We start from the raw sequence: 25,671 nt of genomic DNA, 5'->3' as shown, positions 1-25,671 counted from the left end.
CGCCAGCAGTCAGGCAGGACTGACGCGCCCACCACGAATCCGCAAAGCTCCTTAGCCCGACAAGCCAGCCCCCCTGCAAGGGGTCGCTTTCTTTTGGTTACTTTTCTTTACGAGTAAAGAAAAGTGACACCTCCATGTGCCCGAGGGCCCGACGCCACACCGCCTTTAGGCCCTGAAATCCTAAATCATTCCCCTAAAAAACCCATAACTAGGGAAACTCCAATTCATGAATCTCTATTTACCCGCTCGTAAAGAAAAGTGACACCTCCATGTGCCCAAGAGCCCGACACCACTCCGCCTTTAGGCCCTGCAATCCTAAATCATTCCCATAAAAAACCTATAACCAGGCAAAAAAATCCAATTCATGAATCTCTACTTTACCCGCCGTCATAAAGAAAATTAACCAAAAGAAAGCGACCCCTTGCAGCGGGGGCTGGCTTGTCGGGCTTGCCGGCTTTGCGGATTCGTCGCGGGCGCAGTGGTCCCGGCTTGTGGCCGAGCACCTCAAATCCGGGGCCGCCCCGCGCCCACGACGAAATTCAGGCAAGCAAGGCCATTGCCCCGGCCCGGTCAGCGCACCCTGGGCTTGCCGTACCGGATCGGGACATCGACCCCGGCGTCCGGCGCAAGCAGCGTCTTGAGCTGATCCCTGGCGTTGACCGCATCCTGGAACGTGGCGAACTTCAGCTTGCTGAGGTTCATGTGGTCGAAGTACTCTGCCGAGATCGCGGAGTGGCTGAGCTTGCCGAGTTTCTGCCGGACATCCTGAGTCGCCACCTGCGAGACCAGCACTTCGTTGCGGCTCTCGCCAACCACGCCGCGTTCATTCACGACCAGCGTCGCTGCGTTCGCCGCGGTGTCCAGGCTTTTCGTCGTGGCCGGGCCCGGCAGTGTCCGGAACGACTGGCTGCCCAGGCGAACGGTAGCCGTGCCCGAAAGCTTCGCCAGCTCGGCGGGCGACAGCCGTTGTCCGGCCACATAGGTGGACGATCCCGCATGGCCGGCCAGGCTGGCGGACATCGCAGTTGCGCACAGGAGGGCCCGGAAGGACAGTTTCATATTCATCATCATTTTCCTCGACGCCTTATTTCGCGGCTATCACACGGTATTCAACGGCCAGGGGCTTGCCGAGCTTGACGCTGACGCCATCGGATTCCGGTATGAAACTGTTGCACGTGCCTGCCGGCATTGCGCTGACGGCATACACTTCCCAGTTCCCGGCGGCGTTCTCGCCATGGAACGCGTAGCTGCCGAGACCATAGTTCTTCACTTCCGGGACCCCCGTGCCGTAATAGCTGTTGTAGGGGACGGCGAGCGCGGATATCGTGCCGGAGGGCGATCTGACAAAGAATCCAACGCTGCCGATGCAGATCGAGCCGCTCAGCCTGAGCTGGAGGGCATCGACCTTGTCGCTGCCGCTGACGGTGAACTGCCCCAGCTTCTGGACCGATCCATACCTGAGTTGCGCGTTGTCGGCAAAGGCCTTGGTAAAGGCGGGAATGGACAGGGCTGCCGCCTTGTAGCTGCTGTACGTCTTAGCCATCCGGACCGCGGCCGCGGCGTCGGCGAGGCCGAAGCCGTACCAGTTGGAGTAGTCATTGCCCGCCGCATTCCTTTGCCAGCCAAAGTCCAGCCGCGCGGTCGGGCTGCCATCCGCGAGGCCGGCATCCTGGCTGGCGGTCAGTGTTCCCGTCCTCAGGTCGACCCGGAGATTGCGGCTGTCGCGTGACCCGTAATCCGGATCGATCCTGCGCGCGGTCAGCCGCAGGATGTCGCGGACATCCCGCCAAGTCAGGTTCGGGTTGGCTGCCAGCATCAGGGAAACGACCCCGGTAATGGTGGGAGTCGCCGCCGAGGTGCCGTTCATGCTGGCGTAGTCGCAGTTCGCGTTCTCTTTCTTGTTGGTCGCGGTGCCGCCAATGGAGAATGCATTGGTCAGCTCGAGGAAATTGCGGCTATAGCCCCTGGCGCAACCAGTCAGGTCGGTCGAGAAGATCTTTGGCCCGGAACCGGTTTCCCCGTATTGCCCCTGGTCGCCGCGTTCACCGCCGAGTCCCGTGATCCAGTTCACCGCCCCGGCATTGGAATAGCTTGCCTTGATGCCCTTTGCATTGGCCGCGCCCGCCACGATGACCCCGGGTTCGAGTGCTTCCGTGTCGTTGGCGGGATTCTCGCAACTGACGATTCCCGCGATGCCGCCGATGGCAGGACAAAACCTGCTTGCTTTGTCATAGACGTATTCGTACTCGTTGCCGGATGCCTTCACCATCACCAGGCCCTTGCCGTTTCTCAGGTTGGGGAAGGCCCGGATCACGGACTGCTGCCCGGTTTCCGTATCGTATTCGTTGGGCTCAGGGGGATTCTCACCGTAGGATGCATTGATGACATGGGCATGCTTCGACCAGTCGGCGCCACCGTAGGCCTTCACCGTATCCGCATTGGCCGCGCCGATGTAACGCGCGCCACCCAGGGTGCTGCGGGGGGCGATGCCAATCACGCCCCTGCCGTTCTGCGCCGCGCCGATGATGCCGGCGACATGCGTGCCATGCGCCTCGTCGATATTGGCCGGGACATCGGCGGGCGTGGGATTGCTGGTGCCGTCGTCGAAGTTGTAAGTCATCGACCGGTTCACATTGGCGGCCAGGTCTTCATTGTCGATATCGACGCCGTCGTCGAGCACCAGGACGTTGACGCCCTGGCCCTTGACGCCCGCGGCGTGGACGGCCTCGACGTTGAGATCGGTGGCGCCATCCGCCACGCCGGAGAATGACTTGAAGAAGCTGGTGGCTTGCTTGAGCGCCCACTGGTAGGCGTAGAGCGGCTCGGTGGCGCCGGTCTGGCAGGCAAACTTCGCATCGACGCCGGTTTCGGCGCAGGTGGATGCGGTGGGCGCGGGAGATGGCGTGGCGGGCGTCTGGGCGCTCGTGCCCGCGTTCTCCGGGCTGTCGCCTCCGCACGCGGCGAGCGCGGCCGTGGCCAGCAGCGCCAGCGAGATGGATCTTGTTCCTGTTTTCAGCATGACTTCCCCGGTTTCGAAATCGAGTTATTCGAGTTATGGCTTTCGCCGGACACGAGCTTTGCAGCGCTGTTGTTATCGGGACCCCTCGGGGTGATCCGGTCTTGCGCGGCCGGCGCCGGCAAGCGTCCCATGCCTGCCATCCGGACGTACTGTCCGCGCGGGCCCGGGAATGCGCGCTTCCTGACGCGTGAGCGCATGCCCGCAGCCTGCCCGGAATTCTTGCAGGGTTATCGTTTCGTCACTTGACGCTGCGTCTCAGAAAATACGGCGCTCCGTCTCACGGCGAAGGCAGGGCAATCCACCCGAGCCAGGTTGGCCCAATGACATTGAAGACAAGCTGCGCCCCAGCATGCGATCATCGGTACCCCGGATGTCACGCAAAGCCACGTGCCACGCCAGCGGCATGCAGCGGTGTTTACCCTGCTGCCAATCCCCCAACGCCAGCGAAGGAAGACTCGCGCTCATGACGCAACAAACCACTTTCAGCCTCGAACCCAATCCGAACGCGCTCGACGCGGCCACCCGGGATGCACTGATGCGCGACCCCGCATTCGGCCGCGTCTTCACCGACCATATGGTGACGATCACCTGGCGCGAAGGACAGGGTTGGCAGGACGCCAAGGTGACCGCACGCAAGCCGTTCTCGATCGATCCGGCGTGCTCGGTGCTCCACTATGGCCAGGAGATCTTCGAGGGCATGAAGGCCTTTCGCGGCGCGGATGGCGCCGTGACGCTGTTCCGCCCGCTCGAGAATGCGCGCCGCTTCCAGGCGTCGGCCAAGCGTATGGCCATGCCGGCGTTGCCGGAATCTCTCTTCCTGGAAGCGATCGAGCAGCTGGTGCGCGTCGACCAGGCGTGGGTGCCGCACGGCTCGGGCAGTCTCTACCTGCGTCCCTTCATGTTTGCGAACGAGGTGTTCCTCGGCATCAAGCCCGCCTCCGAGTTCATTTTCTGTGTGATCGCCTGCCCGGTGGGCCCGTATTTCAAGGGCGGCGACAAAGCCGTCTCCGTCTGGGTATCCGAGAACTACACGCGCGCGGCGCCCGGTGGCACCGGCGAGGCGAAGTGCGGCGGCAACTATGCCGGCAGCCTGGTCGCGCAGAGCGAGGCTACCGCGAACGGATGCGACCAGGTGGTCTTCCTGGATGCCGCGGAGCACCGCTGGGTGGAGGAACTCGGTGGCATGAATATCTTTTTCGTGATGGACGATGGCACGCTGGTCACGCCTCCCCTTAGCGGCTCGATTCTTCCGGGCATCACCCGGGCTTCCGTGATCGAACTGGCCAGGGAGATGGGCATGACGGTGGAAGAGCGCCGGTACTCGTACCCCGAGTGGGAGGCGGATGCCCACAGCGGACGCCTGGCCGAGGCCTTTGTCTGCGGAACGGCGGCGACGCTGGTGGCCATCGGCGAAGTACGGTCCGCGCGCACGCGCTTTGCGATCGGGGACGGGGCCGCCGGCCACACCGTCAAGGTGCTGAGGGAGCGGCTGGTGGAGATTCAGCGCAACCAGGCCGCTGGCCCTGCCGGCTGGGTCCATCACGTCGATTTGTGAGCGTTCCCCGCGCAGGCCGCCCGCCGTCATGCTTATTCCTCGCCGTCGTCCACCCCGCATGACACGCTGATCCTCTCGATCAGACCGAGCAGCAGCGGCGCATAGCGCGCCACGTCACGTGGTTTTTCGCTGGGCTTGTGCGGGAAGCTGATGTTCAGTCCATACCACTGGTGGTCCGGCCCGCGGAACGCCGCGCCGACGGCGGTGAGGTGGCCCGGCTGGTAGTTGGCGGTGCAATAACCTTGCGCCTGGGCCTGGGCTATGCCACGCGACAGTTCCTTGTGCACGGCCGGCCACTCGTCGCCGGCCCTTGCCTCGATCCGCGCGAGGAAATGGTCGCGCAAGCCCGCTGGCACCGCGGCCAGCCACGCCATGCCGATCGAGGTCAGTTCCATCGGAATCCGCGTGCCGGGCGCCACGCGCCGGGTGCGCGACACGCTGTCGCCGCTGTGGCGCACCGCGGCCAGGTAGACCATGGCTGTCTGGTCGGGCACGGCCAGCCCGACATTGACCTTCTCCGCCTCGGCGATCTCGCGCATCAACGGCAGCGCGATATTGGGCACGGCGGTGGATTGGTGGAAGGCGTCCGCCAGGCTCACCACCACGGCCGCCAGCCGGTAGGCGCGCTCGGTGGTGTCATAGCGCAGGAAGCCGCTGTCCACCAGCGAGCGCGTCAGGCGGCTGACCGTGGGACGCGGCAGGCCGGTGCGAGCGGCCAGCTCGGCATTGGTCAGGCTGGAAGAGCCGACGCGAAACGCGCGCAGCAGCAGCAGGCCGCGTTCGAGCGACTGACTGCCTTCGGTCTGGCGCGTAAAGCGGCCGGTACTGTGGGTGAGCTCGCGGGTCGAAGGCATGTTGGTGCTGGAATCCGGTTGGAAGGCCAGGCGGGGATCGGCGCCAGAGCGGGGTTGGGAATCAGGCAAGCGGTTGGCGGCAGTCTCGCCGGTCTGGCCGGGCAGCGCAGCATAATTTCGGTATTCGAAATTGTAGTGTAGCGCGGCAACGCACGTCGGCGAATACTGGGTGCCTTTCCATTTCCCGGAGCCGGTCGCCATGACCTCCGCATCCTCCCCTGAAATCGTCCTGACACGCGACCAGCATGTCGCGCAGATCGAGATCTCCCGCCCGCCCCATAACTTTGTCGACGCCGACGTCATGCGCCGGCTGGCCGAAGCGCTGCTGCAACTCGACGACGACGACAGCTGCCGCGCCGTGGTGCTGTCGTCGGGTGTGGGCGCCTTCTGCGCCGGGGCCGATTTCAGCGGCGCCGGCCAGGGCAGCGTCTCGCGCGATCCATCGGCCTTCTACGCGCAGGCCATGAAGCTGTACCGCAACCGCAAGCCCATCGTGGCGGCTGTTGCAGGTGCCGCGATCGGCGCGGGGCTGGGCCTGGCGCTGGTGGCGGATTTTCGCGTCACATGCCGCGAAGCGCGCTTCAGCGCCAGCTTCAACCGGCTCGGCTTCCACCCCGGCTTTGGCATGAGCGTGACGCTACCGCGCCTGGTGGGAGAGCAGCAGGCCGCGCTGCTGCTGTACACGGGCCGGCGCATCGACGGCGAAGACGCCGTGCGCATCGGCCTTGCCGACGAACTGGTGGCGAAGGCCGAGGTGCGTGCCCGCGCGCTCGCGCTCGCGCACGATATCGCGGCCTCCGCGCCGCTGGCTGTCGAAAGCACGCGCGAGACGCTGCGCCTGGGTCTGGCCGACCGCATCGTGGCGGCCAACCAGCGTGAACTGGCCATCCAGCGCGTGCAATTCGCCACCGCGGATTTCCGCGAGGGCGTCGCGGCCATGGCCGAGCGCCGCGCGCCGGTCTTCCAGCGCCGCTGAGGGGGGCTGCATGCAACAACAGACACCCATCTGCGCTGGCCCGCTCGAGGGCATTCGCGTGCTCGACCTGACTTCGGTGGTGCTGGGCCCCCTGGCCACGCAATCGCTGGCCGACCTGGGCGCGGACGTCATCAAGATCGAAGGGCCGGAAGGCGATCTCATGCGCGCCAACGGCGTGTCGCGCAACGCCGGCATGAGTTCGATCTACCTGGCGCTCAACCGCAACAAGCGCTCCGTGGTGCTGGACCTGAAGACGCCCGCGGGTGGGGCGGCGCTGCGCCGCCTGATCGCCGGCGCCGATGTGCTGATCCACAATATGCGCGTGGCCGCCATCGAGCGGCTGGGTTTCGGCTATGCCGCGGTGGCATCGCTGAACCCGCGCATCGTCTACTGCGTGGCCACCGGCTTCGGCCAGGACGGCCCGCACCGCGACAAGCCGGCCTTCGACGATATCATCCAGGCCGCTTGCGGGCTGGTGTCGCTGGGCTCCGCCGCCGGCGGCCGGCCCGAATACGTACCCAGCCTGATCGCCGACAAGACCACCGGGATGGCGCTGGCCAACGCGGTGATGGCCGCGCTGCTGCATCGCGAGCGCCACGGTAGCGGGCAAGCGGTGGAGGTGCCGATGCTGGAAACCATGGCCAGCTTCGTCATGGCCGAGCACCTGGCCGGGCTGACCTTCGAGCCCGCCACCGGCGCAGCCGGCTATGCGCGCCTGCTGCAGGGCGGGCGGCGGCCGGCGCAGACCGCGGACGGATGGATCTGCGCGCTTCCATACACCGACCGCCACTGGAAAGCTTTTTTCCACGCCGTGGGCCGCGACGACCTCGCCGACAAGTACAACATCGCCAGCCGCGCGCAGCGCAATGCCCATATCCGCGCCTTGTATCAGCATCTCGCGCAGATCACGCCGAGCCGCACCACGGCGGCGTGGATGGCGCTGTTCGAGACGCTGGATATTCCCGCCACGCCAATCTACACGCCGGACGAATTGCCGGCGCATCCGCACCTGGAAGCGGTCGGGCTGTTCCAGCAGACCGAGCATCCCACCGAGGGCCCGTTGCGCGAGATGCGGCCCACGGCGCGCTTCTCCGCCACACCGCTGTCGCTGCGCCGCCACGCGCCCACGCTGGGCGAGCACACCGCCGAAGTATTGCGCGAAGCCGGGCTGGCCCCTGAAGAAATCGCCCAGGTAGCGGGCAGCCGTGACGCCGGCTGACGCGGCACGCAGACAATAAAGGAGACATTGCATGAACTTCGTACTGGAACAAGAGCACCAGATGCTCAAGGACCTGGTGGGGCGCTTTGTGCGCGAGCAGTTGATCCCGCTCGAAGCGGGCGTACTGGCCCGCGAGGCGGAGGGCGGCCAGCTCACGCTGCTGCCGCCGGAGCAGGACAAGCTGGACACCCTATCGCGCGAGCTGGGCCTGTGGGGCCTGGACGCGCCGGCCGAGATGGACGGCGCCGACCTGCCGGTGGTGGCCATGGTCGGCGTCAACGAGGAATTGGGCAAGACCATCACGCCCTACGATCTGCCGCCCGATTCGCCCAACCTGCGCATGCTGCTCAAGACCGCCGACGCGGCCCAGCGTGCGCGCTACCTGGAGCCGTATGCGCGTGGCGAGACCATTTCCGCGATCGCCATTTCCGAGCCCGGCGCCGGCGGCGATCCCGCCATGATGACCACCCGCGCCGAACGCGACGGCGACGACTGGGTGCTCAACGGCCGCAAGATCTGGATCAGCCGCGCTGCCCGCGCCGACTGGACCATCGTGATGGCCGTGACCGACAAGACGCGCGGCGCGCGCGGCGGCATCTCCGCGTTCCTGGTCGACCGCGGCACGCCCGGTTTCAAGGTGGAGCGGCGCATCCCCATGATCGGCGGCGCCTCCACCTACGAGGTGGTGCTGGAAGACTGCCGCATTGCGCACACGCAGATGCTCGGGGCGCAAGGGCAGGGCTTCGCGCCGATGCAGGCACGGCTGTCCAGCCGGCGCGTGCAGATGGCGGCCTGGTGCATTGGCCGCGCCCAGCGCGCGCTCGACATGCTGTGTGAGTACGCGCCGCAGCGCCGCACCTTCGGCGCCGCGCTGGCGGACCGGCAGGCCATCCAGTGGTGGGTGGCGGATGCCGCCACCCGCATCCATGCATGCCGGCTGATGACCTACGAGGCCGCGGCGCGCATCGACGCCGGCGAGGAGGCGCGCACCCAAGTCTCGATGATCAAGGTGTTCGCCACGGAAATGGCCTGGGACGTGATCGACCACGCCATGCAGGCCTTTGGCGCGATGGGCATGACAAAGGAAATGCCCCTGCAGCAGATGGCCAACGAGACGCGGCTGATGCGCATCTACGAAGGCCCGTCCGAAGTGCACCGATGGGTCATCGCGCGGGATCTGCTCGGTCTCAAGCGCTAGCCCGCTGCGAAAGCGGATGACGAAATCCCTGAATTCCTGAATCCCTGAACCACTGACGCACCCGGACTGGCGGAACCCACTGCCAGGCGGAAGACCAAGGAGACAACATGACCCGACCCGTGAACCGTTCCCGGCGCCGCTTCGCCATCCTTACCGGCGCAGCCGCGGCTAGCCTGGCAAGCGTTCCGTTCGCCGCGTGGGCGCAGCCGCAAGCCTTTCCCAGCCGGCCGATCCGCTTTATCGTGCCGTTCCCGTCCGGCAGCGGTACCGACATGACGGCCCGCATGTTCGCCAAGAAGATAGGCGAGCTGACAGGGCAGGGCGTAGTGGTGGAGAACAAGCCGGGTGGCAACGGCTTCATCGGCGTGCAGACCCTGCTCAGCGCGCCAGCCGACGGCTACACGGTGTTTATCGGCAGCAACTCCACGCTTTCCACCAATGCGGCCACCTTCCGCAAGCTGCCCTACGACCCGCTGACCGACTTCACTCCCATCACGCTGCTGTCGCGCGGGCCATGCCTGATCATCGTGCCGGCCAACTCGCCCTACCACACGCTCACGGCGCTGGTGGAGGATGCGCGCAAGCGGCCCGGCGCGCTCAACTACGGCACCGGCTCGGTGTCATACACGCTTTACAGCGAATGGCTGAACGAACAAAGCCGCATGAAGACCACGGGCGTGCCGTACAAGGGCGCGGGCGACGCGATCAACGGCGTCATGGCCGCCAGCGTGGACTTCGCCGTGGTGGACGCCAGCGGTGCGATCGAACTGGTCAAGGGCGGAAGGGTACGCGCACTGGCCTACACGGCGCCCCAGCGCTCGCCGCTGCTGCCGGGCGTGCCAAGCGCGGCCGAGGCCGGCGTGCCGGACTTCCTGGCCTATAACTGGGTGGCGGCGGCGGTCTCCGCCAAGACACCTGCGCCCATCGCACAACGCCTTGGCGAGCTGTTCGCCCGGGCCGGGGCCGCCGACGACGTCAAGGAGTACTATCAGCGCCAGTCCACCTCGCTGATCCTGTCCACGCCAGCGGAACTTCGCGACTATCAGAAGGAGGAGATAGCGCGCTGGAAGCGGCTGGCGGCGATCGCGAAGATCGAGTTGCAGTAGCACCGGACCAGGCGCTGCCAGCCGCAGCCCTGTTGCCTTATGGCCTTATTGCCTTATTGCATCGACTTCAGGTCGCCGATGCGGATCAGCATCTCGGTGAACATCTGCATGTCCAGGCCGAGGTCGGCGACTTCCTTGTACTCCTTGGCGTTGTGCGCGGTGTACTTCTTGCCGGGCATGGCCGGGCCGAAGTTGATGGCGTTCGGCATCAGCTTGGCCGTGGTGCTGCCCGCGGTGGGCACCGGCCTGGATTCCAGCCCGGTGGTGTCGCCGAAGATATTGAGCAGCGTGGACAGCCAGGCGCCCTTGGGGTCGCGCGCCATCCAGTCGCCCTGTTCATGGCTGATGGTCACCGTCTCGTGGTTGGCGCTGGCCCAGGCGCCGATCTTGTCGGCCACTGCCCTGGTGAGCGCCTGCGGCGTGCTGCCGCGCGGCATGCGTACATTGGCGGTGACTTCCAGCTGGCCGTCCTTCTCGCGGACCAGGTTGGGAGACATGGTGAGCGGACCCATGAAATCGTCCTTGTAGGCAACGCCCATTTTCTCGCCCAGGTAGCCGGTGCCGTACAGGTCGTTCAGGTACTTCACCGCCCGGGCGTAGTGGTTGTCCGCCAGCGCCACGCCGGACTCCTGCAGGAACAGCGCCAGGCGCGGCAGCGGGTTGACGCCTTCCTCGGGGCGCGAGCCATGGGCGGAGGTGCCGGTGACCTTCACCTGCAGGCTGTCGGCGCTGGCGCCCTGGCCGATATCGATGGCGAACCTGCCTTGCGGCGCGTACCTGGCGATGAAGGCCGCGCGTGCGGCCTCCAGCCGGGCGCGCACGGCGCCCAGGTCGCCGCCCTTGAGCTGCGCGGCCGCGCTCTGCGGCACGGCATTGGCGGCTGCGGCGCCGCTCAGGGCGACGATGGCGGTGGTCTTGCCATCGGTGGCCTGTACCGGGAAGAACACCTTCAGGCTGCCCGAGCCTTTCTCGGCCACCACGGCGGGGTATTTGCTGTCCAGCACGATGTTGTACTCGGGCAGCGTGGTGTGCTCGCGATAGTATTTCATGCCGTCACCGCCGGTTTCCTCGGTGGTCTCGATCATCAGGCGGATGGTGCGGTCGAGCTGCAGGCCGCTGTCCTTCACGGTTTTCATCGCATACAGCACGGTGGCGATCGAGCCCTTGTCGTCGATGGTGCCACGGCCGTAGAGATAATCGCCCACGCGCGTGACCTTGAACGGATCGAGCCGCGTGCCGTCGTCCAGCACCCATTCTTCCGCAGTCGCGGGCACCACGTCGGCGTGGGTCAGCAGGCCGAACTCATCCTTGCCCCGGCCCGGCAGCGTGACCTCGAACACCCGGTTATCCACGTTGCGGAACGTGAGGCCGAAGTCCTTTGCCATGCCTTCCACCAGCTTGCCGAAGGCGATGATGGCGGGGTTCTCGTGCTGGGGAATCCTGTCGTCGCGCACGGTGCGCAAGGCCACCATCCGTTCGATGGCGGAGATTGCCGCCTGCTGGTTGTGCAGACGGTTGTACACGCCGAGCAGGCGGCCGATATTGGTGAGATCGTCGCCGCTCAGCGCGGCGTGCCGGCGATACGCGTCGACACTGCCCGCGAGCGACGGGTTTGCCTTGACCGCAGCGTTCAGGAAGGCGCCGAAGCCGGCGGGCGGATTGGCCGCGCCGGAGGCGACGAGCGCGTCGAGTTCAGGCTTCTTCAGCGTGCTTGCGGCCGCCGGCTGGCTCAGGATCAGCGAGAGCAGGAGTAGCGGTGCGGCCAGTGATGCGCGTTTCATGGGCGATGCCCCCAAAAAAACAGGCGATGTTCGCACGAGTCGGGGGGCTGGCGCAATTCCGTGGATGCGCGGGTTTGCCCGGGTTACGACACGGTCGAACTCATGCCCGCCGGTGAGGCCCCATTCTTGTCGAAATGGCAGGCGCGCACCAGTATGCGCATCTTGCCCCAGGTTCGCACCGTCCCGTCGCTAATGGCTGGCGGCGGGGCCGCGCGGGCGCTAGAGCATCTTTGTCATGAAGACCCGGCTGGTACCCGGCGGGTCGCAGGGGATCTCGCCAAAGCTGCGCCAGCCATTGCGCGCGTAGAACGCCGGCGCCTGAAAGCTGATGGTGTAGAGCACGGCGGAACGGCAGCCGCGCCGTCGCCCTTCGTCTTCGAACGCCTTCAGTATCCGCGTGCCAAGGCCGGAGCCGCGCAGCGATTCCGGCAGGTAGAACAGATCGAGGAAAAGCAGGCCCAGCGACGAGCGGCCTGCCGCGCCACCGAGCGTCCGTCCGCTGAGCGGATCCTTGACGACCACCGCCAGCGGCCGCCTGTCTCCATATCCGGCGCGCATTTCATTGAAGCGATCGAGGCCGCTGGCAATCACCGCCTCCATCTCTTCGTCGATCCGGTCGGTCACGACGATTTCAGGCTTGCTCCTATCCATTTTCCGCTCCGGGGCCGGGAAGTGCTGGCGAGACTCTAGCATCGAAACCGCACGCTGCCATGGGGGAGGGAGGGGAGATGACGAGCTGGATGGCGGACTATCGCTTTGGGCTGGCCGGCGGCTGGTTGAGCGGTACGCTTTGACGCGTGCCTGCGACGGGGGCGATACTATTCGGCTCACGCCAGTTCCGGCCATGCCGGAGCGCATTGACCCGCATTGACCCGCATTGACCTGCATTGACCTGCACCAGCTTGCCATGACCCAACCCGATATCCATGACCACGCCTCCCTGATCAGCGCTTTCCGGCGAGGCCTGCGGCCCGCCTACCTGTTCTTCTGGGGGCACAGGGGCAAGGCCGGCGCCGCGGTGGGCAAGGAATGCCTGTCGCAGTGGTGGCCTGCGCGGTTCAGCGTGGATGGGCAGGCGTTCGCCAGCGCGGAGCATTTCATGATGGCTGGCAAGGCGCGGCTGTTCGGCGATGAGCCGGCCCTGGCGCGGATCCTGGCGGCGCCTTCTCCCGCCGCCGCGAAGCAGGTGGGCCGCGAGGTGCGCGGCTTCGACGAGGCGCGCTGGAATGCAGCGTGCCTTGGCCTGGTGACACAGGGCAATATCGAAAAATTCCGCCAGAACCCGGCGCTTGCCGATTACCTGCTCGGCACCGGGCGGCGCGTGCTGGTGGAGGCCAGCCCGGTGGACCGCGTCTGGGGCATCGGGCTGGCCGCCGACGATCCCCGCGCGGAAAACCCCGAGCAATGGCGGGGGCCCAACCTGCTCGGGTTTGCGTTGATGGCCGCGCGCGAAACGCTCAGGCGTGGCCCGGCACGCTAGCGCGCAGCGTCCCGGTCAGTCCTCGGCGACGAAGCCGGTCGCCTCCACGATGGGCTTCCAGGCGGCGCGCTCCACCTGGATGCGGTGCCGTGCCTCCTGTCCCGGCCTGGCGGCCACTTCAAGCCCAAGGACCTCCAGCTTGGCGGCGGTCGAGGCATTGCCCGAGGCTGCGATGAACATCTTCTCCACCTTGGCGACCACATCCGGCGGCGTGCCGGCGGGCAGGAAGGCGCCGTACCAGCTCGTCGCGAACTCGTACTGGCTGAAGCCCTGCTCCTTCATGGTCGGCACTTCCGGCAGGGCCTTGGCGCGCCGCGTGCCGCTGACGCCGAGGAACTGCAGCTTGCCGCCCTTGTACAGCGACATCATGCTGGCCACCGCATCCCAGCCGATCGATACCGTGCCGCTGATGACGTCCACCAGCATCGGCGACGCGCCCCGATAGGCCGCGGGCGTGATGGGAACGCCGACGGCCTTGCCCAGCGCCACCGTGCCGAGATGCCCGGCGCTGCCGATGGTCGCCAGGCCCAGGCTGGCGCTGTTGGGATTGCGCCTGGCCCATTCGACGTACTCCTTCATATTCTTGTACGGCTGCTGCACGCCGGCCGCGACCGCGGTGGGCACATCGGTCAGCACCGCGGCGGGCACCAGGTCCTTGTCCGCGTCATAGCCCAGCTTCTTGTAGGTCAGCGGAAAGATGGTGAACAGCGGCGAGGGCCCGATAAAGACGGTCTTGCCGTCCGGTTTGGCGCGCTTGACGTAGTCCAGCGCCAGCCGCGCCGACGCGCCTGGCCGGTTTTCCACGATGACGGTGCCGTGCCCGTCCTGGCGCAACTGCTCGGCGTAGATCCGCGCGAGGCTGTCCGCCGCGCCGCCGGGCGCGTAGCCCACGATGATATGCATCGGGGCATCCGGGTCCGCCGCCGCTGCCGGCCGGGGCAGGGCGAGGACCGCCACGGCGCAGGCCGATAGCGCCAGGGTGTTGAGCACGAGTTTGCGGCGGGATGCGTGGGTCATGGCGGATGCGGTTACGGTCGATGAAAGAGGGGAGGCCGGATCACGGCGAAGCACGGTGTCGAAACAGGGTTGCGCCATCAAAGCTGCGGCCACTGGTCAAGCAGCCCGTGCGCGGCCTCGAACAGCGCCGACACGCGGAGCAGTTCGGCGTCGCCGCGGAACTGCCCCACCAGCTGGAAGCCGATCGGCAGCCCGTCGCCGTCAAAGCCGCAGGGCAGGCTGATGGCGGGATGGCCGGTCATATTGAACGGCATGGTCCACGGGAACCAGTGCGCGCGCACGTTTTCGAAGGACTGGCCGTCGATGTCGATGGTGCCGAACAGGTCCTGCCCGATCGGCAGCGCCGTGCGTGTCAGCGTCGGCATGGCAAGAAGGTCGCCGCGCTGCAGCAGGGCCTGCACGCGCAGGAACAGCTTCGAGCGATCGAACATCGCCTGCTGGTATTCCACGCCGCTGACCTGGGCGGCGGACGCCACCTGCTTCAGGAAGGTGGCGCTGAGCTGGTCGCCGTGTTCCGCCGCGACGGCGGCAAAGCGCGCGCGCCACACCGTATGGTTGATGGCGCGCCAGATGGGCTCCACGTCGAAGCCGTCGCCGGAGAATTCTTCCAGCTCCGCGCCCAGCCCGGCCAGCTTCGACAGGCTGGCCTGGAAGGCCCGTGCCACTTCGGCCGAGACCGGGCGCCCCGGCGGGGCCAGGCAATAGAGGATGCGCTTGCCGCGCAGATCGCCTTGCGGGCGCGCCGCGCCGGCGTAGTCCTGCTTCGGCAGGCCGATCGACCACGGGTCGCAGGCATGCTCGCCGGCCATGACCTGCATCATCAGGCCGGTATCCGCGACCGTGCGCGTGGTGGGCGTGACATAGGTCTGGTTGCCGAACAGGTCCTGCGCCTGGCTATGGGGGATGACGCCGTTGCTCTGCTTGATGCCGACCACGCCATTGCATGCCGCCGGGATCCGCGTGGACCCGCCGCCGTCGGTGGCGACCGCCAGCGGCGCGATGCCGCTGGCCACGGCAACCGCCGCGCCGCCGCTCGACCCGCCGCTGGTGCGCTCGCCGCTCCACGCATTGCGCGTGCGGCCAAACAGGGGGGAATCGGTCAGGCACTTGGAGCCGAACTCCGGCGTGGTGGTCTTGCCGATCAGGATGGCGCCGTGCTCGCGCAGGCGCGCGACGGACACCGCATCGTGGTCCGGCACATTGTCCCGGTACGGCGCCACGCCGAAGGTGGTGCGCACGCCCTTGGTGTTGACCAGGTCCTTGGCGGTGAACGGGATGCCGTGCAGCAGGCCGAGCGGCTTGCCCGCCATCACCGCCTGTTCCGCCTCGCGCGCCGCGGCCATGGCTTCATCCGCGCACAGCGTGATGAAGCAGTTCAGCGCCGGCTGCAGCCGCGCGGCCCGGTCGAGCACGGCTTGCGTGATCTCCACGGGCGAGATTTCCTTGCGCGCGATACGGGCGTGAAGCTCGGCGGCGGACAGAAAGCACAACGCATCGCTCATGGGCGGGCGTCTCCGGAAAAACGTATCGGGGGCTGGGTGCGGCGCCTTGCAAGTCACTCGGCGTCGTCCGGTGCAGATTTGGTTTCTGGATCCAGAATCCAGTGTTTGCGGCTATAGTAGACCCGAGGGCAGCCCTTGTAAACTGCGCCAACCTACCGGGATTACCCTGCGCTCATAGGGGAGGGGCGAAAGGCAAATGACAGAAACATTCGAATGGCAGGGACGGGTGCGGCTGGTCGAGGAAGTCGCGCAGGTGCTGCGCCAGCGCATCTACCGCGGCGTCTATCCGCCGGGCAAGCCGCTGCGGCAGGTCGAGATATCCGAGGACCTGAAGATCAGCCGCACGCCGCTGCGGGAGGCCTTGCGCATTCTCGAGCGGGAAGGCCTGGTGAGCGCGGAGACCGCGCGCGGCGTCACCGTGGTCAGCGCGGACTTCAGGCAACTGATGGACGCCTACGAGCTGCGCGAGGTGATCGACGGCCTGGCCGCCCGCCTGGCCGCGTCGCGCGCCAGCGAACTGGCCGGCGCGCCGCTGCGCGCGGTGATCGACACCCAGCGGGGCAGCCTCGAGCCCTGGCTGCCCGAGGTCTATACGGCGGCCAATGTAGAGTTCCATACCGCCATCATCGGCCTGGCGGCCAACGAGTACCTGGCGCGGCAGGTGCCTATCGTGCACATGACGTCCCAGGTGTTCGCGCCGCGGATCCTGTTCGCCAAGGACCGCGCCCTTGCCGCCATCGGGGAGCACGAGCAGATCGTGGCGGCCATCGAGCGCGCGGATGCCGACCAGGCGGAGCATCTTGCCCGCCTGCATATCCGGAACTCGATGGCCCGGCTCAGGACCCTGGCGCAGTCGGCCACCGGCGACGCCGCGGCAATCGCCAGCGCCTGAGCCGGGGGCAGGGTGCCGTGCGCATCACTGGCACGCCGCGCCTGCCCCGTTCTGTGCGCTGGCGCGCGCGCAAATGCGCCGCACGTGCAGTCTCGGCTTTACTTCCGGCACACCCTGATGGCACACTCGCAACACTGTTGCAACTGTAGATAACCGGGCCGTCGACGGCCCCCGGTCCTTGTCCTCGCAGCCATCTCATGTGGCGCCGCTCCCTAGCCCTTCTGCTTAGTGCTTTCCTGCTCTTCGGTCAGGCGGCGGGAGCTATTCATTCGCTGTCGCACCTCCATGCGCAGCCGGCGGAGAACCCTTGCGCGGCGCCAGCGGATACGGAGCAGTGCGGGCCGGGCCACGATGCCTGCCTGCAATGCCTGGCCTTCGCCGCCGCCGCGGTGGCGATACCGGCGCTGGCCTGCTGCTGGCTGGTGCTCGCCAGCGGACGGCGCTGGCATTACCCGCTGCTCGCCGAGCGGCATGTCTGTCCGGTCTTCTCGCCGCCGCCCCGCAGCCGTGGCCCCCCTCTGGCCAGTGGCTTACCCGCTTGAAGGCGCCGTCCGGATGCGCCTGGCGTCGTGACGCGGCCTTGCCGGTGACTTCCACCGGCGGCTGCCGCGCGATCCGCCGGGACCGCTTCGTCTCCTCCTGACGGCGCCTTGCGCGTGCATTGGCGCGGGCCACCGTGTCCCGATACGTTCCGATACGTCCGATACGTTCCGATACGTTCCGATACGTCCCGCGCGACACCACAAGAACAGTCAGAGGCATTGCCATGTCCAGTTTCAAGCTTCGAGCCATTGCGGCCGGCGCCGCGTCGGCGCTCGCCGTTTCCGTCCACGCGCAATCGTCCGCGCCGGACACCTCTTCCTCCCCGCCGGCGCAATCCGCGCAACCGGCGCCGTCAGGCGACACCAAGGCGCTGAACGCCGTCGTGGTGACCGCCAAGCGTCTCGACACGGTGCGCAATGCCCTGTCGCCCGATACCGGCAGTTCGGTCTACCGTTTCGACAGCGACGACATCAAGGCGCTGCCCCAGGGGGAGAACACGCCGCTCAACCAGGTCCTGCTGCAGGCGCCGGGCGTGGTGCAGGACTCCTTCGGCCAACTGCACGTGCGCGGCGATCATGCCAACCTGCAGTACCGCATCAACGGCGTCATCATTCCCGAGCCCATCAGCGGCTTCGGCCAGATGCTCGATACGCGCTTCGCCGACGAAATCAAGCTGATCACCGGCGCGCTGCCGGCGCAGTACGGCTTCCGCACGGCGGGCATCATCGACATACGCACCAAGGGCGCGGCCACGGACGAGGAGGGCGAACCGAAGGCCTTCGGCGGCGAGATCGGGACGGTGTTCGGCAGCCATGCCGACCACGAGGCGAATGGCTATGTGCAGGGGGCGAAAGGGCCGTGGAGCTATTTCCTGAGCGGCTCCTTCACCGAGAACAACCTCGGCATCGAAAACCCGGCATCCGGGCGCAATGCCATCCACGACCATACCGACCAGGGCAAGGCCTTCGGCATGCTGTCGTACCTGATCAATGCGGATAGCCGGCTCAGCTTCATGTTCGGCAGCGCCGACAACCGCTTCCAGATTCCGAACCGGCCAGGGCTCACGCCCTCGTTCACCATCGACGGCGTGGCCACGCCCGCGTCGGATGCGCTCAACGCGAGCCAGCGCGAGAAGACCGACTTCCAGATCCTCTCGTTCCAGAACAAGGTATCGGCCGCGTTCGACTACCAGGTGTCGCTGTTCCACCGCACCAGCCGCGTCGACTACATGCCCGATCCCATCGGCGACCTGGCCTACAACGGCGTGGCGGCTAGGATCACGCGCCGGAACGAAGCCTACGGCGTGCAGGCCGATGGCAGCTATATACTCAACGCCAGCCATACGCTGCGCTCCGGCCTGTTTATGCAGCGCGAGCGCTACGGCGTCGACAATACCTCCAGCGTGCTGCCCGCCGATGCCAACGGCAACCAGACCAGCGGCGTGCCGTTCTCCATCGTGGACAACACCAGCAATACGGGCACGACGCTGGGCTTTTACCTGCAAGACGAGTGGAAGGCCACCGACAAGCTGACGGTCAACTACGGCGCGCGCTATGACCACGTCAATACGGTGGTCAGCGAGCAGCAGTTGAGCCCGCGCCTGGGTCTGACCTACGAGCTGAGCAACGTCACGCGCCTTCACGCGGGCTATGCGCGGTATTTCACGCCGCCGGCCACCGAGAAGATCGACACCACATCGGTGACCAGCTTCGCCGGCACCACCAACGCCCTGCCTTCGAACGCCAACACCGCGGTGCGCTCGGAGCGCTCGGACTATTTCGATCTCGGCGTCTCTCACCAGGCCACGCGCAACCTGACCCTGGGCCTCGACGCCTACTATCGCAAGGTGCGCCACCTGCAGGACGAAGGCCAGTTCGGCAATGCGCTGATCTTTTCCTCGTTCAACTACGACCAGGGCAGGATCTATGGCCTGGAAGGCACGGCCAACTACCGGCAGGGCAGCTTCGCCGCCTATGCCAACGTGGGCGTTTCGCGGGCCCTGGCCAAGGGCGTCGAAACCGGCCAGTTCCACTTCGGCGCGGACGAGCTGGCCTATATCGCCAGCAACTGGGTCCATCTCGACCACGACCAGACCGTGGCCGCCTCGGTGGGCACCTCCTACCTGTGGCGCGGCACGCTGCTCAGCGCCGATGCGCTGTTCGGCAGCGGCCTGCGCAATGGCTTCGCCAATACCCAGCACCTGCCGGCCTACTTCCAGGTCAATGTTGGCGTGGGCCGCACCTTCGATACGCCGGTCATCGGCAAATTCAAGGTGCGCCTCACGGTGATCAACCTGTTCGACCGCAACTACCAGCTGCGCGACGGCACCGGCATCGGCGTGGGCGCGCCGCAGTACGCACCGCGGCGCAGCTTCTACGTGGCGTTGTCCAAGCCGTTCTGAAGGTTGAAGGCTTGCGCTTATGGGTTCAGCGTGGACAGCGACTTGCCCGCGGCGAACAACGCCTTTACCTCCCTGGCATCGATCTCGCGCGACCAGAAGGCCAGGTCGTTATACTCCGGCGCCACCGCCGTCGGCGTGGTATAGCCGGGGTAGGCGCCGCCGGTCGCGTCCTCGTTGAACACCAGGCGGTTCGCCCGCAGCGCGGCCATGTTCAGCGCGCTCAGGCTGATCGCCGCGCTGCGGATACCCAGCACGGGGTCGGCGATATAGCCGGTCGCCTTCTTCGCGACAGTATCGACAGTCAGCGCCACGTACACCCACTGGTTGGCGGTGAAGGCCATGAAGGCATCCGCGCGGTTGGAGCCGTCGCCGAAGTTGAAGGTCATGGTGCCGACCGAAGACTGCCCGATGATGAAGCCCCGGTTAGCGCCGGAGTTCCAGTCCTTGTTGGTCAGCACCGGCAGCCAAGCCTGCTGTGCATCCGACTTGTACCAGAAGCCAATGGAGAACCGTGCTTGCGCGGGCACGTCGCTTACCAGGTCATAGCTGGTTTTGGCCGGGTTGATCACCAGCGACTTCCCGCCCAAGCCGTCATTGCCGAACAGCGGCGCCGGCGGCGGGGTCTTCATCGCCCGTAGCGTGTCCGTGCTCTTGCTGTCGGTCAGGCCGTTGTCGAAGGAGAAGAAGTGCATCAGGCGATCGAGCAGCGTGGGCAGCAGCACAACCGGGGGCACATAGCTGATCGCTGCGCGGTAGGCAACCGGCACCGCACCGGCCACGACGACATAGTCGAAGCTATAGGTACCTTCTTCCTTGCCTGCCAGGCCGACGTCCGTATCGACATATTCGCTGGCGTCCCCGGCCAGCGAGGCGATCTTCGTCCCGTTGCGGAAGATTTCGATCTGCGCAGGCTGCGGCGCTTCTTGTCCCAGCTTCCAGTTCAGGCGAATGCTGCCCGCATCCCGGCCGGCGCTGGCGCGCAATTGCTGCACGCCCGGCGTACCGAGCAGCGACTGTCCCTCGATCCCATACTGCGCCGGGCTTGCCGGCAGCGCGCCGAGAAAGCCCAACACCGTCGGCGCCACGTCGGCCGTGCTCGGGCGCGTGTAGAGCTCAGCCTTGGACGCCGGCATCGCGTCCTTCGCCGCGGCGGTGAAGACCGCATTGCCGGTGTGGTTGAGCCCGATGAAGCTGGTGTCTTCGATCGCCGCTGCATCGGAGGCGTAATCTTTCGGCTGCATCGGACGGCTGGTGGTGGCAACCACCAGCCAGTCTTCGCCCGGGTTGAGCTTGCTGCTTGCCTGCAGCGCCGACATCAACTGCCCCACCTGCTTGTCCAGGGCGGCAAGCGCGCGCCGGTAGTCGCTATCCATGCCACCGGCCGCGATGGCCGGTGCATGGAAGTTGGCCACCACTACGCCATAGCTGCGGTCGGCCACGGCGCGCAAGGCGGCATCGGTCACGCAAGCGTCCACGCCGGCGCAGTCCACCAGCTGGTCGACCCGATCGGCCCGGACGTCCGCGCTCAACTGCCGCGCGAGCGGGCCCCAGCTCGCCGCCACGGCAATCTTGCCGCCGGCCCCTGCCTGCTTGAGGCGGGAGAACAGGGTATCCGCCCGCATGACATGATCTCCCTGGTCGGACGTGACGCCGTGCCGGTTGGACCAGGCGCCGGTGAGCAAGGTCGCCCAGCCGGGACCGGCCAGTGTTTCCTGCTGCGTGACGGTGCCGCTGACGCCGCCGGTGTAGGCCGGGGCCAGCGTCAGTTGCGCCAGCGCGGGAGCCTGCTTCTGCGTCACCAGGGCGCTCAGTTCGGGGTAATTGACCCCATCCATGCCGATCAGCAGCACCCGGCGTGTACCGGTGCCAGGCTGGCCATCCGCCGGCGGTATCGTGCCGGCAGCCGGTGCCGAGCCGTCTCCACCGCAGCCGCCAAGCAGTCCTGCCAGCGCCACGGCGCCGGCTGCAAGTTTGCGCATTGCGCTCGCTCCAATTCTTTGCATGTGGGTTCCTGTACTGGTGCGCCTCAAAGCATGTCCACTGCCGGACCGCCGATACGCGGATCGGTCAGGCTGTGGCGGCCGGTCTCAACGTGACCGGAGAAGCGGCGCAGGAACCCGTCGCCGGCATCGGTTGTCACGCGCACGTCAAACCACTGGCTGGTTGCGGCAAGGTTCCAGGTATCCTGGTGCGAAGCGCCTGGAGCGAGTCGGAAGGTGCGGGTGTCGTCGCTGTCGTAGCCGTTGGCGGCATACATCACGCATGCCTGCTTGCCCCGGTTGACCAGGGTCAGCAGCAGCTTGCCGTTGCTGATGTCGTAGCAGGCGGCAACCTCCGGACCCGGGGCGGCGACATTGCCCCTGAACTGGTTCAGGAAGCCGTTCGGGCCGTAGACCGATAAGTCATAGCTGCCGTCCTGTGCGCCCGCTTGCTGCGGCTTCCAGGAGTCGGACAAGGTCTTGCCCGCTTCCACCGTGTACTGCCACACGCCGTTGCGGCTGTTGAGCGCATCGAAGGACATGGGCGGGAACACCGTGTCGTCCTGGTCGTGCGGCTTGTCCAGTTCCGAATAGGTGGTGTTGCCGTTGGCATAGACCAGGAAGCCCGCGCCCGCGGTGCCGGTGTTGGCGAAGTCGATCCAGAAACGCTTGCCTTCGGTGTCTACGCGGCCATGCGCGAACAGCTCGTAAGGCAGGGCGCGCGCGCGGCGCTGGCCAAGTTCCTGCACGGGACGCGTGGGATGTGCCGGCACCGCGGGGCCCGGACGGCTCTTGGCAGCGTCGGCTTCCGCCTTGTAGTAGGTGGTGTTCGGCAGGTCCTCCGGCACATCGGCGTTAGGCCTGGTGAAGTCGAAGGCGGAGGTCAGGTCGCCGCAAACTGCGCGGCGCCACGGCGAAATATAGTCGCATTGCACACCGAAGCGGGTTTCGATGAAGCGCAGTACCGATGTATGGTCGAACACCTGCGAGCAGACCCAGCCTCCCTTGCTCCACGGCGACACCACGATCATTGGTACGCGCGGTCCCAGCCCGATCGGCACACCGTTGTAGTTTTCCTCGTCCACCGAGACCGTGCTCAGGCCCTGGTAGCCATACATGCTGGTGTTGACCGGCGGCACATAGGCCGGCATGTGGTCGAAGAAGCCGTCGTTCTCGTCGTAGTTGATGATGAACACGGTCTTGGCCCACACCTTCGGGTTCGAGGTCAGCGCACGCAGCAACTTGTCGACCAGCGCCTGGCCGGCCGCCGGCGATGCGTCCGGGTGCTCGCAGTAGGCGTCCGGGCAGATGATCCAGGACACCTGCGGCAGCGTGTCGTTCCTGACGTCCTCGGCAATGGCGTCGGCCAGCACCTGATCGTAGGCTTCCTCGTTGGAGGCCAGCTTCTGGCCGGCATAGGCACGCCCGCGGCGGTATTCATCGGACTGCTTGTCCAGTTTGCGGAACGCCTTGTGATAGGCCAATGAATTGCAGCCATAGTTGGAATACGCCTGGTAGACCCGCCAGTCGATCTTCTTTTCCTGCAGACGCTCGGCATAGCTCTTCCAGGCCAGTCCTTCCCAGGACTGGTCGAGATCCATGTTGGCGGTCCAGTTGCTGTCCAACTCCTGGCCCTTGAGGCGCTTCTTGCTGCCGGCCGCGTAGCCGCTCATCGTGTAGACGCTGGCGCCGCTGGTGTAGTACTGGCGATTAGGCTCGGTGTTGGCGAAGATCGAACAGTGATTGGCGTCGCAGATAGTGAAGGCGTTGGCCAGCTGGTAGTAGAAAGGCAGGTCCTTGCGGGAATCGTAATAGCCCATGGACATGCGGCTCTTCAAGGGTACCCAGGCATCCCAGTGTTTCCAGATGCCTTGCTCGAGCTTCCAGTTATGGTCGGTACCGCCAAGGTGCTGTGCATTGGTGGTGGTGGTATCCAGCCGGAAAGGCAGCACGTACTTCTGCTGGGCTTGCAGCACCGGGTTGTCCTCGTACCACTGGCTTGTCCTGGGCCAGTTGGCATAGCCCACGTTGGCATAGCCGGTGCGTGCATCGGCATTGCGGCCAACGGGCTGGTACCACACCGGCTTGCCGCTGCGCAGCGGCACCGGCTTCGGATCGCCAAAGCCGCGCACGCCGCTCATGGTGCCGAAGTAATGATCGAACGACCGGTTCTCCTGCATCAGCACCACGATGTGCTCCACATCCTCGATCGTGCCGGTGCGGCGGTTGGCCGACACCGCGAGGGCATCGCGGATGCTTTGCGGCAATACCATCGACGTGGCGGCGACGCCGGCGGAGGCGACCCCGAACTTCAGAAACTGACGACGACTCTTGAGAGGCATGATACGGCGATAGGGTGAGATGATTTACTTGGAGCCGGCGGCGGGCGCGCAGCGGATCACTGCCTCGCCTGCCGGCACCTGCGGCGGCTGCGGTGAGGGCGAGGGGACAGCACCCGCACTCGTGTTGTCATCGCCGCCACAGGCGGTCAGGACGAGCAGTGGCACCAGCAATACAAGCAGATTCTTTGTCATGAGAGGGAGTGGCACAGCCAGTGCCGAACGGGAAAATGCCGGTGGCAACAGGAGGACGCGGGAAACCGGATGGGGTCGAATTGTGGGGTGGTTGTGTGACAACGCTGTTACTTAATGTCCACAATTGAAGATATGGCCGGACCTGAAAACCTCGAACCGCGGGTCCGGCCTGGCTGACACGCGGTGGATTGAATGGATTGACGCATGCGGACAGAAGCCGACCGGCTCTGCGCCGGGCGAATCGAGCCACGGCAGTGAGCAGCATCGGGACGCATGAAAAATCGTCTCGCGCGGCTCACGGCGTGACGGAGCACTTTCGCTGTTGCAGTGGTGTCTGGAGCGACGCTCTCAGCAGGCGCGCTGGCCGCAGGCGTGGGCTCGGCCTCTCAAGATCCGAGGATTGCGGGCGCTGTGCTACCCCTCATCGCGATAGCGCCTCGGGGTCGTCTTGTAAATCTTGTGGAATGCTGTCGAGAAATGGGAGCCGCTCCTGAAGCCGGTCAGGCCCGCAATCTCCGCAATCGTCAACTCCCGGCGGCTGCGCAGCATCTGCCCCGCGCGCGCCAGCCTCAATGTCAGCAAATACCGGTACGGCGTCTGGCCCACCATGTTCCTGAAAGCCCTGACGAAATGGTCTTTCGACATGCAGGCAATGGTCGCCAGGTCTTGCAATTGGATCGGTTGCGAATAGCTCGCCTCGATGTGGCCGATAACCTGACTCAGCCGGTTCGTACTCAGCCGAGCTCTCGCCCCGGCGCATTCGAACGCAGCAAGCCGGTTCGACTGCAGGTTCGAATAGCGCAGGACAAGATGGCGAATCAGCGCATGCTGAAGCTGGTCGAGCAAGAAGGGTTCACTGCTGCCCAAAGGTAACCCGCCGGACTCCAGCTCATCGCGCAGCATCAAGAAAAATCCTGCCAGCCACCGATCGTCGGCAGCGAAAAACGGCCTGATTTCCGGTGTTGCATCTAGTCCGATTTCTTCTGAAGCGAAATCATGCAGCACTGCTTGCGGCAGATATAGATGCATCACTTGCGCCTGACTGCCGATGTGCCAGTCGGTTTCGTGATGGCAGGAGACAAAGGTTGAACTGCCGATCTTCGAGTGTGTTCCCGTCACCCGTCCTTGGCATCTCCGTTCGATCCGCGTACTTCCGCTCAAATGGTGCACCAACACGTGCTCTGCCATGTGGCGGGTAGACAGTTCACATGCCGGATGCTGCCACCGGGCACCGGACAAGCTGCCGTGCTTGCTTTTGAACGTGTAATCGGGCGCGTTCTGCAGTGCACGTGCGATCAGTATTGGCGTTTCAATCAAGGCTGTCATGTCTCCCCCGCGGCCCGATCACGCTTTACCGACAAAGGACAGCCAAAGGTCGGCCCAGCTGTGCGTACAGCCCTGTTCATATTGCCGCTGTCCAAGGCGGGCAGCGCAGGCGCGTGGAGCAATGATGGCCTGCCGATGCAGGATAGCAGATCGATTTCACCCTGGCGACACCGATCCGGTAGATGGAAACCCCATCTTTGATAGCCTTGGCGTCACGCTCGGAAATCAACGACAGCGCGCGTTGCATGCAGATCGTGAGGCTCAGATATCAGTTCACTATTTCAAAAAA

20 protein-coding genes are annotated in these 25,671 nt (G+C 65.9%); 9 read left to right on the top strand and 11 right to left on the bottom strand.

Going from position 1 to position 25,671, the window contains the following annotated elements; translation table 11 throughout:
• Positions 1-570: 570 nt before the first annotated feature.
• Positions 571-1,059, bottom strand: a complete 489-nt coding sequence (locus P3W85_RS28650; RefSeq protein ID WP_276267233.1) for a hypothetical protein — start codon at positions 1,057-1,059, stop codon at positions 571-573.
• Positions 1,060-1,084: 25 nt separating this feature from the next.
• Entirely contained in the window at positions 1,085-3,019 is a 1,935-nt protein-coding gene (locus tag P3W85_RS28645; protein ID WP_276267232.1) for a S8 family peptidase, read from the bottom strand.
• A gap of 463 nt (positions 3,020-3,482) precedes the next feature.
• On the opposite strand from P3W85_RS28645, the gene P3W85_RS28640 reads away from it, so the two are divergent.
• Positions 3,483-4,574, top strand: a complete 1,092-nt coding sequence (locus P3W85_RS28640) for a branched-chain amino acid aminotransferase (protein WP_276267231.1) — start codon at positions 3,483-3,485, stop codon at positions 4,572-4,574.
• Positions 4,575-4,606: 32 nt separating this feature from the next.
• Here P3W85_RS28640 and P3W85_RS28635 read toward each other — a convergent pair whose 3' ends face one another.
• Positions 4,607-5,629, bottom strand: coding sequence for an IclR family transcriptional regulator (locus P3W85_RS28635; protein ID WP_276267230.1), 1,023 nt, complete (start codon positions 5,627-5,629; stop codon positions 4,607-4,609).
• Here P3W85_RS28635 and P3W85_RS28630 point away from each other — a divergent pair.
• The 4 genes from P3W85_RS28630 to P3W85_RS28615 all read left to right on the top strand — a co-directional run bounded on the left by P3W85_RS28630 (position 5,628) and on the right by P3W85_RS28615 (position 9,927).
• Complete coding sequence (locus P3W85_RS28630) at positions 5,628-6,404, top strand: enoyl-CoA hydratase/isomerase family protein (RefSeq protein WP_276267229.1); 777 nt, start codon at positions 5,628-5,630, stop codon at positions 6,402-6,404. The two genes, P3W85_RS28635 and P3W85_RS28630, sit on opposite strands and share 2 nt — an antisense overlap.
• Positions 6,405-6,414: 10 nt before the next feature.
• The gene (locus P3W85_RS28625; protein WP_017231224.1) at positions 6,415-7,623 is read left to right on the top strand and encodes a CaiB/BaiF CoA transferase family protein; all 1,209 of its coding nucleotides are present in this window, start codon (positions 6,415-6,417) and stop codon (positions 7,621-7,623) included.
• Between the two features lie 31 nt (positions 7,624-7,654).
• A complete protein-coding gene (locus P3W85_RS28620) occupies positions 7,655-8,821 on the top strand; it encodes an acyl-CoA dehydrogenase family protein (RefSeq protein ID WP_276267228.1) in 1,167 nt (388 codons plus the stop codon).
• A 107-nt stretch (positions 8,822-8,928) separates the two neighbouring features.
• Complete coding sequence (locus P3W85_RS28615; RefSeq protein ID WP_017231222.1) at positions 8,929-9,927, top strand: Bug family tripartite tricarboxylate transporter substrate binding protein; 999 nt, start codon at positions 8,929-8,931, stop codon at positions 9,925-9,927.
• A gap of 53 nt (positions 9,928-9,980) precedes the next feature.
• Here the strand turns inward: P3W85_RS28615 and P3W85_RS28610 are convergent, their stop codons facing one another.
• Together P3W85_RS28610 and P3W85_RS28605 are read right to left on the bottom strand one after the other, a co-directional pair.
• Complete coding sequence (locus tag P3W85_RS28610) at positions 9,981-11,708, bottom strand: dipeptidase (protein WP_276267227.1); 1,728 nt, start codon at positions 11,706-11,708, stop codon at positions 9,981-9,983.
• 219 nt (positions 11,709-11,927) lie between these two features.
• Positions 11,928-12,359 (bottom strand): GNAT family N-acetyltransferase, encoded by a 432-nt coding sequence (locus P3W85_RS28605; protein ID WP_017228747.1) that lies wholly within the window; start codon positions 12,357-12,359, stop codon positions 11,928-11,930.
• 256 nt (positions 12,360-12,615) lie between these two features.
• Between P3W85_RS28605 and P3W85_RS28600 the strand changes: the two genes are divergently transcribed.
• The gene (locus tag P3W85_RS28600) at positions 12,616-13,188 is read left to right on the top strand and encodes an NADAR family protein (RefSeq protein WP_276267226.1); all 573 of its coding nucleotides are present in this window, start codon (positions 12,616-12,618) and stop codon (positions 13,186-13,188) included.
• A 15-nt stretch (positions 13,189-13,203) separates the two neighbouring features.
• On the opposite strand, the gene P3W85_RS28595 is transcribed toward P3W85_RS28600, so the two are convergent.
• Both P3W85_RS28595 and P3W85_RS28590 read right to left on the bottom strand, forming a co-directional pair.
• Positions 13,204-14,205: a tripartite tricarboxylate transporter substrate-binding protein gene (locus P3W85_RS28595; RefSeq protein WP_017228745.1), complete on the bottom strand. Its 1,002-nt coding sequence runs from the start codon at positions 14,203-14,205 to the stop codon at positions 13,204-13,206.
• A gap of 77 nt (positions 14,206-14,282) precedes the next feature.
• Positions 14,283-15,707 carry an amidase gene (locus P3W85_RS28590; protein WP_276267225.1) on the bottom strand — a complete coding sequence of 475 codons (1,425 nt, stop codon included), beginning with the start codon at positions 15,705-15,707 and terminating at the stop codon, positions 14,283-14,285.
• A 196-nt stretch (positions 15,708-15,903) separates the two neighbouring features.
• Here P3W85_RS28590 and P3W85_RS28585 point away from each other — a divergent pair, with 196 nt between their 5' ends.
• The 3 genes from P3W85_RS28585 to P3W85_RS28575 all read left to right on the top strand — a co-directional run bounded on the left by P3W85_RS28585 (position 15,904) and on the right by P3W85_RS28575 (position 19,543).
• Positions 15,904-16,599 (top strand): GntR family transcriptional regulator, encoded by a 696-nt coding sequence (locus P3W85_RS28585; protein WP_276267224.1) that lies wholly within the window; start codon positions 15,904-15,906, stop codon positions 16,597-16,599.
• A 197-nt stretch (positions 16,600-16,796) separates the two neighbouring features.
• Positions 16,797-17,141 carry a hypothetical protein gene (locus tag P3W85_RS28580; protein WP_276267223.1) on the top strand — a complete coding sequence of 115 codons (345 nt, stop codon included), beginning with the start codon at positions 16,797-16,799 and terminating at the stop codon, positions 17,139-17,141.
• A gap of 224 nt (positions 17,142-17,365) precedes the next feature.
• The gene (locus P3W85_RS28575; protein ID WP_276267222.1) at positions 17,366-19,543 is read left to right on the top strand and encodes a TonB-dependent receptor; all 2,178 of its coding nucleotides are present in this window, start codon (positions 17,366-17,368) and stop codon (positions 19,541-19,543) included.
• 17 nt (positions 19,544-19,560) lie between these two features.
• Here the strand turns inward: P3W85_RS28575 and P3W85_RS28570 are convergent, their stop codons facing one another.
• The 4 genes from P3W85_RS28570 to P3W85_RS28555 all read right to left on the bottom strand — a co-directional run bounded on the left by P3W85_RS28570 (position 19,561) and on the right by P3W85_RS28555 (position 25,382).
• Entirely contained in the window at positions 19,561-21,522 is a 1,962-nt protein-coding gene (locus tag P3W85_RS28570) for a LamG-like jellyroll fold domain-containing protein (protein ID WP_276267221.1), read from the bottom strand.
• 47 nt (positions 21,523-21,569) lie between these two features.
• Complete coding sequence (locus P3W85_RS28565; protein ID WP_276267220.1) at positions 21,570-23,864, bottom strand: phosphocholine-specific phospholipase C; 2,295 nt, start codon at positions 23,862-23,864, stop codon at positions 21,570-21,572.
• Between the two features lie 24 nt (positions 23,865-23,888).
• Entirely contained in the window at positions 23,889-24,056 is a 168-nt protein-coding gene (locus P3W85_RS28560) for a hypothetical protein (RefSeq protein WP_276267219.1), read from the bottom strand.
• Between the two features lie 414 nt (positions 24,057-24,470).
• Positions 24,471-25,382 (bottom strand): AraC family transcriptional regulator, encoded by a 912-nt coding sequence (locus P3W85_RS28555; protein ID WP_276267218.1) that lies wholly within the window; start codon positions 25,380-25,382, stop codon positions 24,471-24,473.
• Positions 25,383-25,671: the final 289 nt, after the last annotated feature.

Source organism: Cupriavidus basilensis (assembly GCF_029335485.1).
In the GTDB taxonomy this organism is placed as follows: Bacteria; Pseudomonadota; Gammaproteobacteria; order Burkholderiales; family Burkholderiaceae; genus Cupriavidus; species Cupriavidus basilensis_E.
Note: the sequence above shows the minus strand (reverse complement) of the source record. Positions and strands in the feature narration are given on the sequence as shown.